This is a genomic window from Phyllobacterium sp. T2-21, from assembly GCF_055378485.1.
Window position 1 is genome coordinate 68,488 of the sequence record NZ_AP027912.1, and the last position, 13,875, is coordinate 82,362.

The 13,875-nt window shown below is 60.5% G+C and carries 17 protein-coding genes; 8 read left to right on the forward strand and 9 right to left on the reverse strand.

The window, feature by feature from the left end; all coding sequences use genetic code 11:
- Positions 1-7 precede the first annotated feature (7 nt).
- Positions 8-778 (forward strand): hydroxyacylglutathione hydrolase, encoded by a 771-nt coding sequence (gloB, locus tag ACZ5FP_RS00340; protein WP_464661537.1) that lies wholly within the window; start codon positions 8-10, stop codon positions 776-778.
- A complete protein-coding gene (locus ACZ5FP_RS00345; RefSeq protein ID WP_464661538.1) occupies positions 778-1,212 on the forward strand; it encodes a cupin domain-containing protein in 435 nt (144 codons plus the stop codon). Before gloB ends, ACZ5FP_RS00345 begins: the two co-directional genes overlap by 1 nt.
- A 9-nt stretch (positions 1,213-1,221) precedes the next feature.
- Here ACZ5FP_RS00345 and yddG read toward each other — a convergent pair whose 3' ends face one another.
- The gene (gene yddG, locus ACZ5FP_RS00350; protein WP_464663123.1) at positions 1,222-2,052 is read right to left on the reverse strand and encodes an aromatic amino acid exporter YddG; all 831 of its coding nucleotides are present in this window, start codon (positions 2,050-2,052) and stop codon (positions 1,222-1,224) included.
- A 71-nt stretch (positions 2,053-2,123) separates the two neighbouring features.
- Entirely contained in the window at positions 2,124-2,927 is an 804-nt protein-coding gene (locus tag ACZ5FP_RS00355; protein WP_464661539.1) for a DUF3108 domain-containing protein, read from the reverse strand.
- A gap of 268 nt (positions 2,928-3,195) precedes the next feature.
- Here ACZ5FP_RS00355 and rpmB point away from each other — a divergent pair, with 268 nt between their 5' ends.
- Both rpmB and ACZ5FP_RS00365 read left to right on the forward strand, forming a co-directional pair.
- A complete protein-coding gene (gene rpmB / locus ACZ5FP_RS00360; RefSeq protein ID WP_091879976.1) occupies positions 3,196-3,495 on the forward strand; it encodes a 50S ribosomal protein L28 in 300 nt (99 codons plus the stop codon).
- Between the two features lie 88 nt (positions 3,496-3,583).
- Positions 3,584-4,234, forward strand: a complete 651-nt coding sequence (locus ACZ5FP_RS00365) for a VUT family protein (protein ID WP_464661540.1) — start codon at positions 3,584-3,586, stop codon at positions 4,232-4,234.
- Positions 4,235-4,339: 105 nt separating this feature from the next.
- Here ACZ5FP_RS00365 and cobT read toward each other — a convergent pair whose 3' ends face one another.
- The 3 genes from cobT to ACZ5FP_RS00380 form a co-directional block, all read right to left on the reverse strand.
- Positions 4,340-6,238, reverse strand: coding sequence for a cobaltochelatase subunit CobT (gene cobT / locus ACZ5FP_RS00370; RefSeq protein ID WP_464661541.1), 1,899 nt, complete (start codon positions 6,236-6,238; stop codon positions 4,340-4,342).
- A gap of 13 nt (positions 6,239-6,251) precedes the next feature.
- Positions 6,252-7,238, reverse strand: coding sequence for a cobaltochelatase subunit CobS (cobS, locus tag ACZ5FP_RS00375; protein ID WP_464663124.1), 987 nt, complete (start codon positions 7,236-7,238; stop codon positions 6,252-6,254).
- Positions 7,239-7,332: 94 nt separating this feature from the next.
- Positions 7,333-7,986, reverse strand: a complete 654-nt coding sequence (locus ACZ5FP_RS00380) for a J domain-containing protein (RefSeq protein ID WP_105734507.1) — start codon at positions 7,984-7,986, stop codon at positions 7,333-7,335.
- Positions 7,987-8,129: 143 nt separating this feature from the next.
- Here ACZ5FP_RS00380 and ACZ5FP_RS00385 point away from each other — a divergent pair, with 143 nt between their 5' ends.
- Complete coding sequence (locus ACZ5FP_RS00385) at positions 8,130-8,432, forward strand: BolA family protein (RefSeq protein ID WP_223613568.1); 303 nt, start codon at positions 8,130-8,132, stop codon at positions 8,430-8,432.
- Positions 8,433-8,444: 12 nt separating this feature from the next.
- Here ACZ5FP_RS00385 and ACZ5FP_RS00390 read toward each other — a convergent pair whose 3' ends face one another.
- From ACZ5FP_RS00390 to ACZ5FP_RS00405, 4 genes are all read right to left on the reverse strand, one after another.
- Positions 8,445-8,969, reverse strand: a complete 525-nt coding sequence (locus tag ACZ5FP_RS00390) for a TerB family tellurite resistance protein (RefSeq protein WP_464661542.1) — start codon at positions 8,967-8,969, stop codon at positions 8,445-8,447.
- A 74-nt stretch (positions 8,970-9,043) separates the two neighbouring features.
- The gene (locus tag ACZ5FP_RS00395) at positions 9,044-10,333 is read right to left on the reverse strand and encodes an HlyC/CorC family transporter (RefSeq protein WP_223613570.1); all 1,290 of its coding nucleotides are present in this window, start codon (positions 10,331-10,333) and stop codon (positions 9,044-9,046) included.
- Positions 10,330-11,445, reverse strand: coding sequence for a 3-dehydroquinate synthase (aroB, locus tag ACZ5FP_RS00400; RefSeq protein WP_464661543.1), 1,116 nt, complete (start codon positions 11,443-11,445; stop codon positions 10,330-10,332). Before aroB ends, ACZ5FP_RS00395 begins: the two co-directional genes overlap by 4 nt.
- On the reverse strand, positions 11,442-12,047 hold the full coding sequence (locus tag ACZ5FP_RS00405) for a shikimate kinase (protein WP_464661544.1): 606 nt from the start codon (positions 12,045-12,047) through the stop codon (positions 11,442-11,444). The genes aroB and ACZ5FP_RS00405 overlap by 4 nt, the downstream gene beginning before the upstream one ends.
- Positions 12,048-12,184: 137 nt before the next feature.
- Between ACZ5FP_RS00405 and ACZ5FP_RS00410 the strand changes: the two genes are divergently transcribed.
- The 3 genes from ACZ5FP_RS00410 to ACZ5FP_RS00420 are packed head-to-tail and all read left to right on the forward strand — an operon-like array spanning position 12,185 to position 13,858.
- Positions 12,185-12,346, forward strand: coding sequence for a histidine kinase (locus ACZ5FP_RS00410; RefSeq protein ID WP_223613573.1), 162 nt, complete (start codon positions 12,185-12,187; stop codon positions 12,344-12,346).
- A 4-nt stretch (positions 12,347-12,350) separates the two neighbouring features.
- Complete coding sequence (xerD, locus tag ACZ5FP_RS00415) at positions 12,351-13,277, forward strand: site-specific tyrosine recombinase XerD (RefSeq protein ID WP_464661545.1); 927 nt, start codon at positions 12,351-12,353, stop codon at positions 13,275-13,277.
- A 35-nt stretch (positions 13,278-13,312) separates the two neighbouring features.
- Positions 13,313-13,858 carry a hypothetical protein gene (locus ACZ5FP_RS00420; RefSeq protein WP_464661546.1) on the forward strand — a complete coding sequence of 182 codons (546 nt, stop codon included), beginning with the start codon at positions 13,313-13,315 and terminating at the stop codon, positions 13,856-13,858.
- The last annotated feature ends 17 nt before the right edge of the window (positions 13,859-13,875 follow it).

Consider the following 13,875-nt stretch of genomic DNA (forward strand, 5'->3'; position numbering starts at 1 on the left):
CGGCCCCATGTCAAATCTGCAGATAGAACAGTTCACCGCGCTCAGCGACAATTTCGGCGTGCTGATCCACGACCCCGATGCCAATCTCACCGCTTCCATCGATGCCCCGGAGGAAAAGCCCGTGCTCGACGCGCTCAAGCGCCGCGGCTGGACACTGACTCATATTTTCTCGACCCATCACCACAATGATCATGTCGGCGCCAACCTTGCGCTGAAAAAGCGGTTCAAGCTCGAAATCCTCGGCCCGGACGCGGAAAAGGCCAGTATTCCCGGCATCGACCGCACGCTGAAACATGGCGACCGCTTCCGCTTCGGCAATTTCGACGTGTTCGTCATTTCCACGCCCGGCCATACCGCCGGCGAGATTTCCTACCATATCCCCGAAGCCAAGGTTGTTTTCACCGGCGACACGCTGTTCTCGCTCGGATGCGGGCGCCTGTTTGAGGGAACCCCGGCAACCATGTTCCGGTCGCTCAACCATCTCATCAAGCTGCCGGTCGACACGCAGATCTATTGCGGGCACGAATATACCGAAAGCAATGCGCGGTTTGCCCTGTCGATCGATCCGGACAATTCGGCGCTAAAGGAACGCGCCAGGGAAATCTTTGCCCTGCGCGAGGCCGGCCTGCCGACATTACCCACCACTTTGCTGCGCGAAATGGCAACCAACCCGTTCCTGCGCTGGCATGACCCGGCGATCCGCCGCAACCTGAAGCTGGAGAACGCCAGCGACGAGGCCGTTTTCACCGAAATCCGCAAGCGCAAGGACAATTTCTGATGACGTTGACCGCTGAGCAGATCCGCGCCGCGCTGGGGCTGCAGCCGCACCCTGAGGGCGGCGCCTATATCCAGATGTTTCGCGACAACCAGAACGGTTGGCCGGTGGGCGGGCGCGGCCATTCCACCGCCATCTACTTCCTCCTGGAAAAAGGCGAGGTTTCCGCCTGGCACCGGGTAAAAGACGCGGCCGAGGTCTGGCACTGGTATGGTGGGGCACCGCTGCAACTGACCATTGCAACCGAAGGCGCGCCGCATGAGGTCCACCGGCTCGGCATGGATATCATAGCCGGCGAGCGGCCGCAGGGCATTGTCCCCGCCGGACACTGGCAGACAGCCAAATCACTTGGCGACTGGACGCTGGTTGGCTGCACGGTTGCACCGGGCTTCGACTTCGCCCAGTTCGAGCTGGCCGAGCCGGGTTGGGAGCCCTAGGGTCAGGACCTAAACCCGTTTCCGGAAAATCATCTCCTTGGCGGCCAGCACGGCGCCAAGGGTGATCAGCAGGCAGGCGAGAAGGACGCGCACCGTCGGTTCGGCGGCCCCCGCCGCGATCAGGACAAGCGTCGACAGCAGCGGCGCCGCGTAGCTCGATGCACCCAGCACCTGGATATTGCCGCGCTTGACGCCGAAATCCCAGGCATAGAAGGCCGCGCCCACCGGGAAAAGCCCGAGCCCCAGCACGGCCAGCCACTGCATCAGCGATTCGGGCCAGACGGTCTGCTCCAGCGCCAGATGCGAAATCAGCGACAGAACCGATGTCGCGACGCAAAAACCGGTCACCGCATCGGTCGGCACGCTGGCAAAACGCCGCGACAGCAGCGAATAGGCGGACCAGGTCAGGGCGCAAAGCCCGGCCATGGCGTAACCGAAGGCATACTGCGCCTCGAAGCCGACACTGCCGCCCTTGGTGACGATCAGCACCGTGCCGGCCAGTCCCAAAAGGGTTCCCAGTACGTGGAACCAGCGCAGGCGCTCGCCCGGCATCAGCGCCGAGCCGACCACGATGAACAGCGGCCAGAGATAGGCGATGAGACTGGCATCAACGGCCGGCGCGTTGCGCAGGGCGGTGAAATACAGGAAGTGATAGCCGAACAGGCCGACAACGCCGAGAGCCCAGACCTTTGCCGGCTGGCGCAGGTGCTGCGCCGCACCCGGCCGCCAGAGCCAGGACAACAGGCCAAGGCAGGCGCCGATGGCGAAGGTCATGGCCGTCAGCTGAAACGGCGGCACCTTGCCGGAGACATCGGTAAACAGCGCGAGCATCGCCCACATGATAACCGCAAGAAACCCGACAGATGTAGCCACGCGCCGCCCCCATTCGAAAGAGCGGCGCCCCTGCCGCATCATTGCATTTTTTCAAAACGGGTCGCGTAAACGGTCACCGTTCCGATCTGCGTGCCGATCTTCGCCTGCACCGGCGAATAGATACCGGACTTGCCGAGGGATGCAAAGGTGAGACTGATCTTGCTTTTGTTTTTCAGATATTCGATCGCGTCGCGCCCAGCCTGGTAGCCGCCGACCGGAATGAACTTGACCGAACACGTGATCGTATCCCCTTTGAAACCCTTGGTGGAGAACGGCTGCGGGCTCCCGGATGGCGAGAGCTGAAGGTCGACCCGCGTCTGTCCGTCGTAGAGATGCAGGGTCTGGGTGCAGACCTGGCCGATGCTGTCCGCCGCAACCATGACGCCGGAGATCGGATCGGTCACGCCCTGCAGTGCCGCTGGCTCAAGCTCCACCCATTTGTCCTTCTTCCTGACCGGCGGGACATTGGTTGTTTCCGTCACATTGCCATTGGCGAAGGCAATCGACGTGCTCTTGTCTTTCTTGCCGTGCCGGTACTTGACCAGATAGGAGTTCGGCAGCGGGCCGGTTTTGCCAAACTGGCCTTTGACATCGATATTGCCCTTGGTGTCGTCGAAGACGGTCACGAGGCCCGAGCTTCTCAGGCCGCCCGATACCGTATAGGCGCCGCCCGAAACACTGGTTGAAAAATTTGCCTTGGCAATCGTCAGGCCGAGCAGCGAAACCCGGTAATCGGATTTGTAGACTTCCTCGGCGCGCGCCGGAAGCGCCCCCGCAAAGAGCAGTATCCCTGCGGCAATCGCAGCATATCCGCAGCCGGGCCGCCGAATGAGACCAGTCATGTCCCGCTCCTTCAAATTGCATCACGCACGTGTGAATTGCCTGTGGTGAGACCGTACAAAGCAGGCAAAGTTGTGTTAAACATTGCGACAAGTCCGTTAAATACACAAAACCGGAGCAGAAGCACACTTGACGCGCGCGGCTCATATCACTATAGAAACGCGACTTCCCAATAGGCCGCCTGTCCGATATGCGCGCCGCTGCACGGCGACGTGTGATGGTAACAAGAACATTCGGGCTATAGGTAATGAATTTTGAAGGTGAGACCCAATGTCCCGCACATGTGAATTGACCGCTAAATCGGTACAGTACGGCAACAATGTGAGCCACGCGAACAACAGAACGCGCCGCCGCTTCCTGCCGAACCTTTGCCACGTTACGCTGATCTCCGAAGCTCTCGGTCAGAGCTTCCGTCTGCGTGTTTCGGCCCATGCCCTGCGCACCGTTGAACATCGCGGTGGTCTGGATGCATTCTTGAACAAGGCTGACGAGAAGGAGCTGTCACAGCGTGCCCGCCTCCTGAAGCGCCAGATTGCCAAGAAGTCGGCTGAAGCGCCTGTTGCTGCCTGATCGGCCAGCACGGCTCTGACATCCTAATCGCTTGAGGCCAGCGCATGCTGGCCTTATTGTTGCTGGTTCCATTACCCAGGATAAAAAAATGCCGCTTTCGCGCGCCTATTCCCTGTCGGATTTCATTTTCCCCGTCCTCGCCATGTGCCTGGTCGTGGCTGCCTCCAATATTCTGGTGCAGTACCCGTTCAATCACCTTGGATTGAGCGAAATCCTGACCTACGGCGCCTTCACCTATCCCGTTGCCTTCCTCGTCAATGACCTGTCGAATCGCCGTTTCGGACCGCAATTCGCCCGCAAGGTCGTCTATGCCGGTTTCGTCATCGCGGTGATTCTGTCGGTCTGGCTGGCAACGCCGCGCATCGCCATCGCCTCGGGCTCGGCGTTTCTCTGCGCCCAGCTACTGGATGTCACCGTTTTCAGCAAGCTGCGCCAGCTGACCTGGTGGAAAGCGCCGTTCGCGTCCGCCGTGTTCGGTTCGCTGCTCGATACGCTGCTGTTTTTCTCCATCGCCTTTGCCGCCCAGTTCGCCTGGATCGACCTGGCGACGGGACGTGCCGACTCGTCGCTCGCCGTGCTGGTGCCTTTCCTCGGCAAGGATATCCCGCTGTGGATGTCGCTCGGCTTCGGCGACCTGATGGTGAAGATTGTCATGGCCGTGGTGATGCTGGTGCCCTATGGCGCCATTCTTGCCGTCTTCGCGCCGGCGATCTATTCGGCCAACCGGGACTCCAGATAAAGATTTCTCTGCGGGATCGAATCGGCCGCCGCGACGACCGCGGGCCCCAGAACCGGAAGAAGAATGAACCGTATGCGCCGAGCAAGCAGCGTCATACGGTTCATCTCAATGTTTGCGGGCGGCAGATTTGCCCGCGGCGCGGCGCTGTTCCTGCTCTTCAAACAGCGATGCCAACTGCTCGGTCATCGCGCCCGCCAGCTCTTCCGCATCGACGATGGTCACCGCGCGCCGGTAATAGCGCGTCACGTCATGGCCGATGCCGATGGCGATCAGTTCCACCGGCGAGCGCGTCTCGATCTCTTCGATCACGGCGCGCAGGTGCCGTTCGAGATAATTGCCGGGGTTGACCGACAGGGTGGAATCGTCGACCGGCGCGCCGTCGGAAATCATCATCAGGATCTTGCGCTGCTCCGGCCGGCCCAACAGACGCTGATGCGCCCAGATCAGGGCTTCGCCGTCGATGTTTTCCTTCAGCAGCCCTTCGCGCATCATCAGCCCGAGATTGCGCCTGGAACGGCGCCACGGGGCATCGGCACGCTTGTAGACGATATGGCGCAGATCGTTGAGGCGGCCGGGATTGGCGGGCTTGCCGCGCTCCAGCCACGCCTCGCGCGCCTGCCCGCCCTTCCACGCCTTGGTGGTGAAGCCGAGAATCTCGACTTTCACGCCGCAGCGCTCAAGCGTGCGCGCCAGAATGTCGGCGCAGGTCGCCGCGACCGTGATCGGACGGCCGCGCATGGAACCGGAATTGTCGATCAGCAGGGTAACGATCGTATCGCGGAAATCCGTATCGCGCTCCTGCTTGTAGGACAGCGGCTGCGTCGGATCGATGACCACGCGCACGAGACGCGCCGAATCGAGATAACCCTCTTCCAGATCGAAATCCCAGGAACGGTTCTGCTGCGCCATCAGGCGCCGCTGCAGGCGGTTGGCCAGCCGACCCACGACACCGGAAAGATTGGCGAGCTGCTTGTCGAGGAAAGCCCTGAGGCGTTCCAGCTCCGCATCGTCGCACAGTTCTTCCGCATCGGTGGTCTCGTCGAATTCCTGGGTGAAGACCTTGTAGCCGCTTTCGCTGCCGAGATTGGAAAACGGCTGGTTCGGACGGCGTGCCTCGCCGGGCATCTCCGCATCCGTATCCGCATCGTCGTCAATCTCATCGGAGGAAGCATCAGCCGCCTCGGTCTCGCCCGACTGGCTGTCGTCGCTGGAGCTTTCCGAATCATCATCCTCGGATGCATCACTGCCCTGGTCTTCGTCGGAACCGCCCTCGTTGTTCTCTTCGGGCTCCGGTGTGTCCTCGTTGTTTTCCTGGTCCTCGTCCTGCTCGCTTTCCTGCGACAGCTCTTCGGCCATCTCCATGGAGGCCAGCATTTCGCGGACGACGCGGGCGAAAGCATTCTGGTCGTTGATCTTGTCGCCGAGATGCTCGAGGTCGGCCGCCGCCTTTTCCTCGATCCAGTCACGCCAGAGGTCGACGACGTTGCCTGCGGATTCAGGCGCCTTGCGGCCCGTCAGCTTCTCGCGCACCACAAGCGCAATCGCTTCTTCCAGCGGTGCTTCGGCCTTGTCGGTGATGGCCGGAAAATTGGCGCGGGAATATTTGTCCGACAGCATCGAACTGAGATTCTCGGCCATGCCGTCCATGCGCAGGGCACCGATTGCCTCGACGCGCGCCTGTTCGACCGCATCGAAAATGGCACGCGCCTGCTTGCCTTCCGGCGCCAGCGTCGCATGAATGCGGTCGTTGTGGCATGCCTTGCGCAACGCCATGGAATCGCCGATGCCGCGGGTAACCGCGATATCGTTCGCCGTCGGACGCTTGGGCAGGTCGGGCAGACGCGCCCGATGCCCCGTCAGGGCCGGGCGATCATTGCCAAACCCGACTTCCATTTCATGATCACCGGCAATGGCCCGCATGCAGGCCGTAACCGCGCGCTTGAAAGGCTCGGAATCAACCGGGCCTTTCGGATTTGTGCGTGAATTGTCTCCCGGGCCCGCCATGCTCTGATGACGCTCAGCCTATGACCACATTGGCCGTCGACTCCGGCAGTTCCTTGCCGAACGCACGCTGATAGAACTCGGCAACGATCGGACGTTCCAGTTCATCGCACTTGTTGAGGAAGGTCAGGCGGAAGGCGAAACCGACGTCCTTGAAGATATCGGCATTTTCAGCCCAGGTGATGACCGTACGCGGGCTCATCACCGTGGAGAGATCGCCATTGACGAAGGCGGCACGGGTCATGTCGGCAACGCGGACCATCTTCGAGACGATCTCCTTGCCTTCCTTGTTCTGGTAGTGCTTGGCCTTGGCCAGAACGATGGCGGCTTCGTTGTCATGCGGCAGATAGTTGAGCGTCGTCACGATGGACCAGCGGTCCATCTGCGCCTGGTTGATCTGCTGCGTGCCGTGGTAGAGGCCGGTTGTATCGCCGAGACCGACGGTGTTGGCTGTCGCGAACAGGCGGAAGGCCGGATGCGGACGGATCACGCGGCTCTGGTCGAGCAGGGTCAGGCGGCCGGACGATTCCAGCACGCGCTGGATCACGAACATCACGTCCGGACGGCCGGCATCATACTCGTCGAACACCAGCGCCACATTGTGCTGATAGGCCCATGGCAGGATACCGTCGCGGAATTCCGTGATCTGCATACCGTCCTTGACGACGATGGCATCCTTGCCGACGAGATCGATACGGCTCACATGGCTGTCGAGATTGACGCGCACGCACGGCCAGTTGAGGCGGGCGGCGACCTGTTCGATGTGGGTCGACTTGCCTGTTCCGTGGTAGCCGGACACCATGACGCGCCGGTTGAAGGCAAACCCGGCCAGAATGGCCAGCGTGGTCTGCTTGTCGAACAGATAATCCGGATCGGTCTCCGGCACGTAAGCATCGCCTGCCTTGTAGGCAGGGACCATCATGTCGGTATCAAATCCGAAAAGCTTTGCGGCAGAAACCGTAGTATCCGGCAAATTCGCAATATCGCGATCAACCTTATTCATCATGCCTCCAGCGCGACTGCACGCGCAGACGCAATAAGATAGTCACACCCATGAAGCCTCGACGGGAGGCTTCGAATTCAGCCAAACATGGTCCTTAGCAAAAACCAGCCTGTTTGAGCAATTGATAAGCCTGGATAACGTCGCGGAAACGATCCTCGGAAGCCCGATCACCGCCGTTTGCATCGGGATGATGGCGCTTCACCAGTTCTTTATAGCGCGACTTGATGTCTTCGCCAGTGGCTTTTACATCAAGACCGAGAGTATCCAGCGCTTTTGCCTCCAAAGGCTTGGCCTTGCGCAGGCGCGCACTCGGCCGTGCATCACCGAACACGCTGTTCGGATCACGGAAACGGTTCTGATAGGCGGCCCGGCCCGAGCGCAGCTTGGAAAAGTCCGGCGACGTCTTGGCACCGCCGGACGCGGCAGCCGCCGCGCTGGCGCCAGCGCCGCTGCCGGGCAGGCCCGCGACGGTCCAGGTCGGCCGGTCGCCGGTCAGGGCTTCCTTTTGATAACGCGCGACTTCCGCGTCGGAGAGACCGGAAAAATAGTTGTAGCCTTTGTTGTATTCACGGACATGATCGATGCAGAAATGAAAGAACTCGCCTTCCTTCATGCGCCCAACCGGTGCACGGTGCGGACCCGGCTTGTCGCAGCCATCCCACTGGCACACGGGAATGCGCGATTTCTCCTCTTCCACCTTTTTCGGGCGGATGCGGATGCTGTCAAAATATTTCGAATTTGAGGTCATTGCGTACGATTATCAACGGATTGGTTTACAAGACAAGAATTGACAATTGCCCATGGATCAACCTAACGCCTGAAATGGCGGTAAATTTGTGATCATGTACGGGTTTGCCAAATGAAACTACCATATGGGCGCAGGAGAACGAAATGTCCACTCAGTCAGCGATCGAAAACAAACTGACGCAGGCTTTTCATCCTGTTTCATTGACCGTTATCAACGAGAGCCACCTTCATGCCGGCCACCATCATGAAGACAGCGGGCATCATGCCACATTCGACGGTTCGGGTGAAACGCATTTTCGCGTGCGCATTGTCGCAGAAGCTTTTGCCGGCCTGTCGCGCGTCGCGCGGCACAGGGCGATCAACGAGGTGCTGAAGGACGAATTGGCCGGCAGTGTCCACGCGCTCGCACTGGAACCGGCGGCTCCCGGCGAAGCGACACGCCGCTAGAGGCTTTCCTGCCTAAACATCCTCGCTTTGCATCAGTTGCCGTTGCAGGCGGGCGATCATCTGCGCCTGCAGCTCGCTCTCCCCGCCATAGGCGGCGGCAGTCTGCCACAGCATGCCGATCAGCTGAAAACGCTCGTCCACGCTCAGGCGCACCCGCAGCATGGGCACCATATCGTCAGCCATCGAGGGGAACGAACCCCGGCGTCTGGTATAGCGCCAGGCTTTGCGAAACATCGCATCCGGATCGCCGATCCCCAGCGGACCGGCCACCAGCGCGATGATCTGCCGTCTTTCAGCCTGGGTCAGCGGCGCACCGGTGCGCACGAGCTGGATCATCAGCACGGTTGCCGCCAGCCGCGGATCACGGATCCGGCTATGACGCGAACCAACGAGACGGTCAAATGCCCGCTTGCTCCTGTTTCTCAGACGAGGCGTATTTCTGTCCAGATCCCGAATGGAACGAGCGGCCCATTGCAGCCGGAACATCCAGTAAAAAATCGCGGCAATTCCACTTAAAATGGCAATAACAATATGCATGCAGCTCCTAGCTTATGCGCAGGAAAGCGTTTGAAAAAACAATATCTTAAAATAATCGAACCAGTGGCGGCAGCTTAACTGGTTTTGCCCTTTTCGTCATCCTCCAAAGGTCGAATACGAAGCCGGGTAATGCGGTTTTTTTCCCGCTTCAGCACGGTGAAGCGCTTGCCGTGGAAGGTGAATGCCTGTTTTTCCGTGGGGATGCTCTGGGTTTCGTGGATGACGAGACCGGCAATGGTCGTGGCCTCCGCATCCGGCAGGTTCCAGTCGAGCGCCCGGTTGAGGTCGCGGATCGGGACGGAGCCATCAACCAATACCGAACCATCCGGCTGGGGGCGGCAGCCCTGAACGTCGATGTCATGCTCGTCGGCGATATCGCCGACGATCTCCTCGAGAATGTCTTCGAGCGTGATCAGGCCCTGCACATCGCCATATTCATCCACGACGATGGCGATATGCGCCTTGCGGCGCAGGAAGGCATTGAGCTGATCCTGCAGGGTTGTCGTATCGGGCACGAACCAGGGCTTGGTCGCCACCTTCATGATGTTGATCTTGGAGAAATCCCGGTTGGAATCGCGGATGGCCCGCACCAGGTCCTTGGCATGCACGACACCGACAATATTGTCGTTGTCACCGCGCCAGACCGGAATGCGGGTATGGTGGCTCGCCAGAATCTGGCCGATGATCTCCTCGATCGGATCATCGGCGTTGATCGAATCCATATCCGTCCGGTGGATCATGACGTCATAGACTTCGAGCTCGCGCAGATCGAGCAGACCGCCGATCTGGTCGCGGTCGCGCTTCACCACCGAACCCTCCCGGTGCAGGAGATCGACGGCGCCGCGCAGTTCCTCCTGCGCCGACAGCATCGATTTCACCGAACCGAGATCGATGCCGAACAGACCGAGGATACGGCGCACGATCCAGTTGATGAGGTCCGACAGCGGGCCGAAGATGAACACGGCAACCTGTGCGAACCGCACCAGCGCCAGCGCATTGCGGTCGGGGCTGGAAATCGCCCAGGATTTCGGCAGCACCTCGGCAAAAATCACCAGAAGCACGGTCATGATCGCGGTGGCATAGGCAACGCCCGCCTGTCCGAACAGGTTGAGCAGCATGCTCGTGGTCAGGGATGACGCAAGAATATTGATGAGATTGTTGCCGATCAGCATGACACCGATCAGCCGGTCACGCTTTTCGATGAGACCTTCGACAACCGTTGCACGGTCATCGCCGCGCTTCGAGAGCCGGTGCATCCGGGCGCGCGACACGGCGGTCAGCGCGGTTTCGGATCCTGAAAAAAGACCAGACATCAGGATCAGAAGGAAAATGATTCCGCAAAAGATCCAGAGTTCCAGGTTCATTTTGGGTGTTTCTCCTGCAAAAAGCTGAGAACGGCGGATGGCGGTACATCCCGGGCGATAAAGGACTGGCCGATACCGCGGGTGAGAATGAAGGTCAGCGTGCCCCGCGTCACCTTCTTATCCTGGGCAATATACTCCATCAGCCTCTCCGCTGGCGGCAAGGCACCGGGAATATCGCCGATGGAAACCGGCAGCCCGACCTGCCGCAAATGCGCTTCGACCCGCCGGGCATCGTCGGCGCTCGCCAGATTCATCTTAACCGAAAACTGGTGGGCGAGGACCATGCCGATGGCAACGCCTTCGCCATGCACGAGACGGGCGGAATCGTATTGCGTGGCTGTCTCCAGCGCGTGGCCGAATGTGTGGCCGAGATTGAGCAGCGCCCGGTCGCCGGTTTCGCGCTCGTCGCGCGCCACGACATCGGCCTTTGACTGGCAGGATACCGCGATGGCATGGGTCCGCTCCGACCCACCGGCGAAAATGCCCTGCCAGTTCGTCTCCAGCCAAGCGAAGAAATCCGGCCGGTCGATCAGCCCGTATTTGGCGACTTCCGCATAGCCGGCGCGAAATTCGCGCGGGCTGAGCGTGTCGAGCACATCCGTGTCGGCCAGCACCAGTTGCGGCTGGTAGAACGCACCGACCAGGTTCTTGCCATGTGCCGTGTTGATGCCGGTTTTGCCGCCAACCGATGAATCCACCTGAGCCAGCAGCGAGGTCGGTATCTGCACGAAGCCCATGCCGCGCCGGGCAATGCTTGCGGCAAAGCCGGCGAGATCGCCGATCACGCCGCCGCCAAAGGCGATGACGATATCGCCCCGCTCCAGCCGGGCGGCCAGGATGGCGTTGGTGACGGTTTCGAGCGTGGCAAAACCTTTCGACTTTTCACCGGGCGCGACAAGAACCGGCGTCGATTCGATGCCGGCGGCCTTCAGGCTGTCCACCAGGCGCTGCAGATGCAGCGCGGCAACGTTCTCGTCCGTGACGATGGCCGCCCGCCCCGCGCCGGTGCGCCCGGCAATCTCCTGCCCGGCGCGCTCGATCAGGCCAGCGCCGATGAGAATGTCGTAGGAACGGTCTCCAAGTTTGACCGGAACTGTCGTCAGGGCGCTCATCGCGGGGATTCCTTGTTGTCCAGATGCTGCGATACGGCCTGCATCGCTTCAAGCGCGATGATTTCTTTCTTTTCCTCGCGTGAGAGAATGGTCAGATCCGCCTGCGCGTAGACCGGATAGCGCTCGCTCATCAGCCGTTCCATGACGGCGCGCGGATTGTCGCTTTTCAGGAGCGGCCGGTTCTGCTTGCGCACCACGCGGTTCATCAGCACGTCAAGTTCCGCATTCAGCCAGATCGATATGCCTTCGGATGCGATGGCACCGCGCGTCTGCTCGTTCATATAGGCGCCGCCGCCGGTCGCCAGAACGATGGGGCCGTCTTCGAGCATGCGCGCGATAACCCGGCGCTCCAGATCGCGGAATTCCGCTTCGCCATAGGCCTCGAACAGTTCGGGAATGGTCATGGTCGAGACTTTTTCAATCTCGTTGTCGGCGTCAAAAAACGGCAGCTCGACCAGCGAAGCCAGTTTTTTACCGACGGTGGATTTGCCTGCGCCCATCAAACCGACGAGCACAATAGACCGGTGCCCCAGGCGCTCCCGGATGGATCGGGCCAACTCCGGAACCTGGGCTGTGCCAAGAATATCGTCAATGCTGTTCATAAATGCGTTTCGACAGGAAAACCGGGCTTTCGTCAAGCAAAGTGTGGGGTTGTCCTTATGTCTGGCCTTCATCAATTCATAAGAGTTTCCGTTGCAGGATTATGGAACACGCAAAGCCAGCTTGCAAAGTCGATTTGATGCCCACACTGACCCGATTGATCATCACCCTCGCGGTTCTCGCCGGGCTCGTCTATGCGGGAATGCTGGCGCTCGTGACCTTCGTGCATCCGACACAGACGGAACTGACCATCCGCATTCCCGCAGAAAAGCTTAATGTCAAACCCGGCAATCCGAAGTAGAGCCATGCGTGCAGCAGCAGCGATAGAGACATTTCTTGAGATGATGAGCGCCGAACGGGGCGCGGCGCAGAACACACTGGAGTCCTATCGCCGCGACCTCGAGGATGCGGCGGGTTTTGCCAGCGCCACCGGCGTGCAGCTGACCATGGCGGAGCCCGCAACAATCCGCGCCTATCTCGACGATATCGCCGGACGCGGCTATGCCGCGACATCGCAGGCACGGCGGCTCTCGGCCCTGCGCCAGTTCTTCCGCTTTCTCTATACGGAAAATATCCGCACCGACGACCCGACGGGCACACTGGACGCGCCAAGGAAGGACCGTTCGCTGCCAAAAATCCTCAGCGAGGCGGATGTCGAGAAACTGCTGGGGCGGGCCGAACTGGAAACCCTGGACGCGGCGGCCCCGGCGGGCGATCATCTGCGCGCCTTGCGCCTGCATGCGCTGCTGGAAATTCTCTATGCGACGGGCTTGCGCGTTTCCGAGCTGGTCGGGCTGCCGGTGACGGTTGCCCGCTCCGATCACCGCTTTCTGATGGTGCGCGGCAAGGGCTCGAAAGACCGCATGGTTCCGCTCTCCGGCAAGGCCCGCACGGCAATGACCACATATCTCGCCGTGCGCGATGCCTTGCCGAACCTTGCCGGCAATCCCTGGCTTTTCCCGGCAATCTCCGAAAGCGGCTTTCTGGCGCGGCAGGTTTTCGCGCGCGAATTGAAAGGCTTAGCTGCTCGTGCCGGACTTGTGACTTCAGCAATCTCGCCGCACGTGTTACGGCATGCCTTCGCCAGCCATCTCCTGCAGAATGGCGCGGACCTGCGGGCGGTCCAACAATTGCTGGGTCATTCGGATATTTCAACGACCCAGATTTATACCCATGTCATGGAGGAGCGGTTGCACCGCCTTGTCACGGAGCACCACCCTCTGGCAGACTGAACCCATTCCCCCGCGAAACAGGCGGGACCATAGACTTGGCGGGACTCTCTATGTGGCGGCTGTTGAAAAAGCTGTTTTCGAGACCAGAACCGGCGCCTGTCGAAGCCGATAGCGAAGTGATGCGCTTCGACGAAACCGGGTTCACGCGGTCCAGCCAGCTGATCCGCTCCATGGGCTGGCGGGAACACTGGGATTGGGACGAGATCGACGGTTTCGGTTTCTCCTTCAAACAGGCCATGTTTCCCGACCCCTGGTTCGGCGACTACATGGAGAGCGAATGGTTCATCATCGTTGACAACGAAAAGGCTCCCGAACACATCTATTTCCACGCGGACTGGCTGAACATCGACCATCTTCCGCCCGCCCTTCTGCAGAACATGCCCGGTCTCGACATCGACGAGCTGCGCAAGGGCCTGCACAATGCATCGCAGGGCTTTCACTATTACGACGGCGAAGGCGAATGGATCGGCTGGCAGCGCCCAAAACCTGCCAAGCGGGCGAGACAGGCACAGAAGCCGGCGCCGAAACGCAAGGCGGCACCGGGCAAACCCCGGGCATCGACCAGGAAGCCGGATGCATGAGCGGCGCCCGCGGCGGC

Bases quoted from the DNA above. Each gene is read 5' to 3' on its own strand.
- gloB (WP_464661537.1), top strand. From the start codon at position 8: ATGTCAAATCTGCAGATAGAACAGTTCACCGCGCTCAGCGACAATTTC.
- ACZ5FP_RS00345 (WP_464661538.1), top strand. From the start codon at position 778: ATGACGTTGACCGCTGAGCAGATCCGCGCCGCGCTGGGGCTGCAGCCG.
- yddG (WP_464663123.1), bottom strand. From the start codon at position 2,052: ATGTGGGCGATGCTCGCGCTGTTTACCGATGTCTCCGGCAAGGTGCCG.
- ACZ5FP_RS00355 (WP_464661539.1), bottom strand. From the start codon at position 2,927: ATGACTGGTCTCATTCGGCGGCCCGGCTGCGGATATGCTGCGATTGCC.
- rpmB (WP_091879976.1), top strand. From the start codon at position 3,196: ATGTCCCGCACATGTGAATTGACCGCTAAATCGGTACAGTACGGCAAC.
- ACZ5FP_RS00365 (WP_464661540.1), top strand. From the start codon at position 3,584: ATGCCGCTTTCGCGCGCCTATTCCCTGTCGGATTTCATTTTCCCCGTC.
- cobT (WP_464661541.1), bottom strand. From the start codon at position 6,238: ATGGCGGGCCCGGGAGACAATTCACGCACAAATCCGAAAGGCCCGGTT.
- cobS (WP_464663124.1), bottom strand. From the start codon at position 7,238: ATGAATAAGGTTGATCGCGATATTGCGAATTTGCCGGATACTACGGTT.
- ACZ5FP_RS00380 (WP_105734507.1), bottom strand. From the start codon at position 7,986: ATGACCTCAAATTCGAAATATTTTGACAGCATCCGCATCCGCCCGAAA.
- ACZ5FP_RS00385 (WP_223613568.1), top strand. From the start codon at position 8,130: ATGTCCACTCAGTCAGCGATCGAAAACAAACTGACGCAGGCTTTTCAT.
- ACZ5FP_RS00390 (WP_464661542.1), bottom strand. From the start codon at position 8,969: ATGCATATTGTTATTGCCATTTTAAGTGGAATTGCCGCGATTTTTTAC.
- ACZ5FP_RS00395 (WP_223613570.1), bottom strand. From the start codon at position 10,333: ATGAACCTGGAACTCTGGATCTTTTGCGGAATCATTTTCCTTCTGATC.
- aroB (WP_464661543.1), bottom strand. From the start codon at position 11,445: ATGAGCGCCCTGACGACAGTTCCGGTCAAACTTGGAGACCGTTCCTAC.
- ACZ5FP_RS00405 (WP_464661544.1), bottom strand. From the start codon at position 12,047: ATGAACAGCATTGACGATATTCTTGGCACAGCCCAGGTTCCGGAGTTG.
- ACZ5FP_RS00410 (WP_223613573.1), top strand. From the start codon at position 12,185: ATGCCCACACTGACCCGATTGATCATCACCCTCGCGGTTCTCGCCGGG.
- xerD (WP_464661545.1), top strand. From the start codon at position 12,351: ATGCGTGCAGCAGCAGCGATAGAGACATTTCTTGAGATGATGAGCGCC.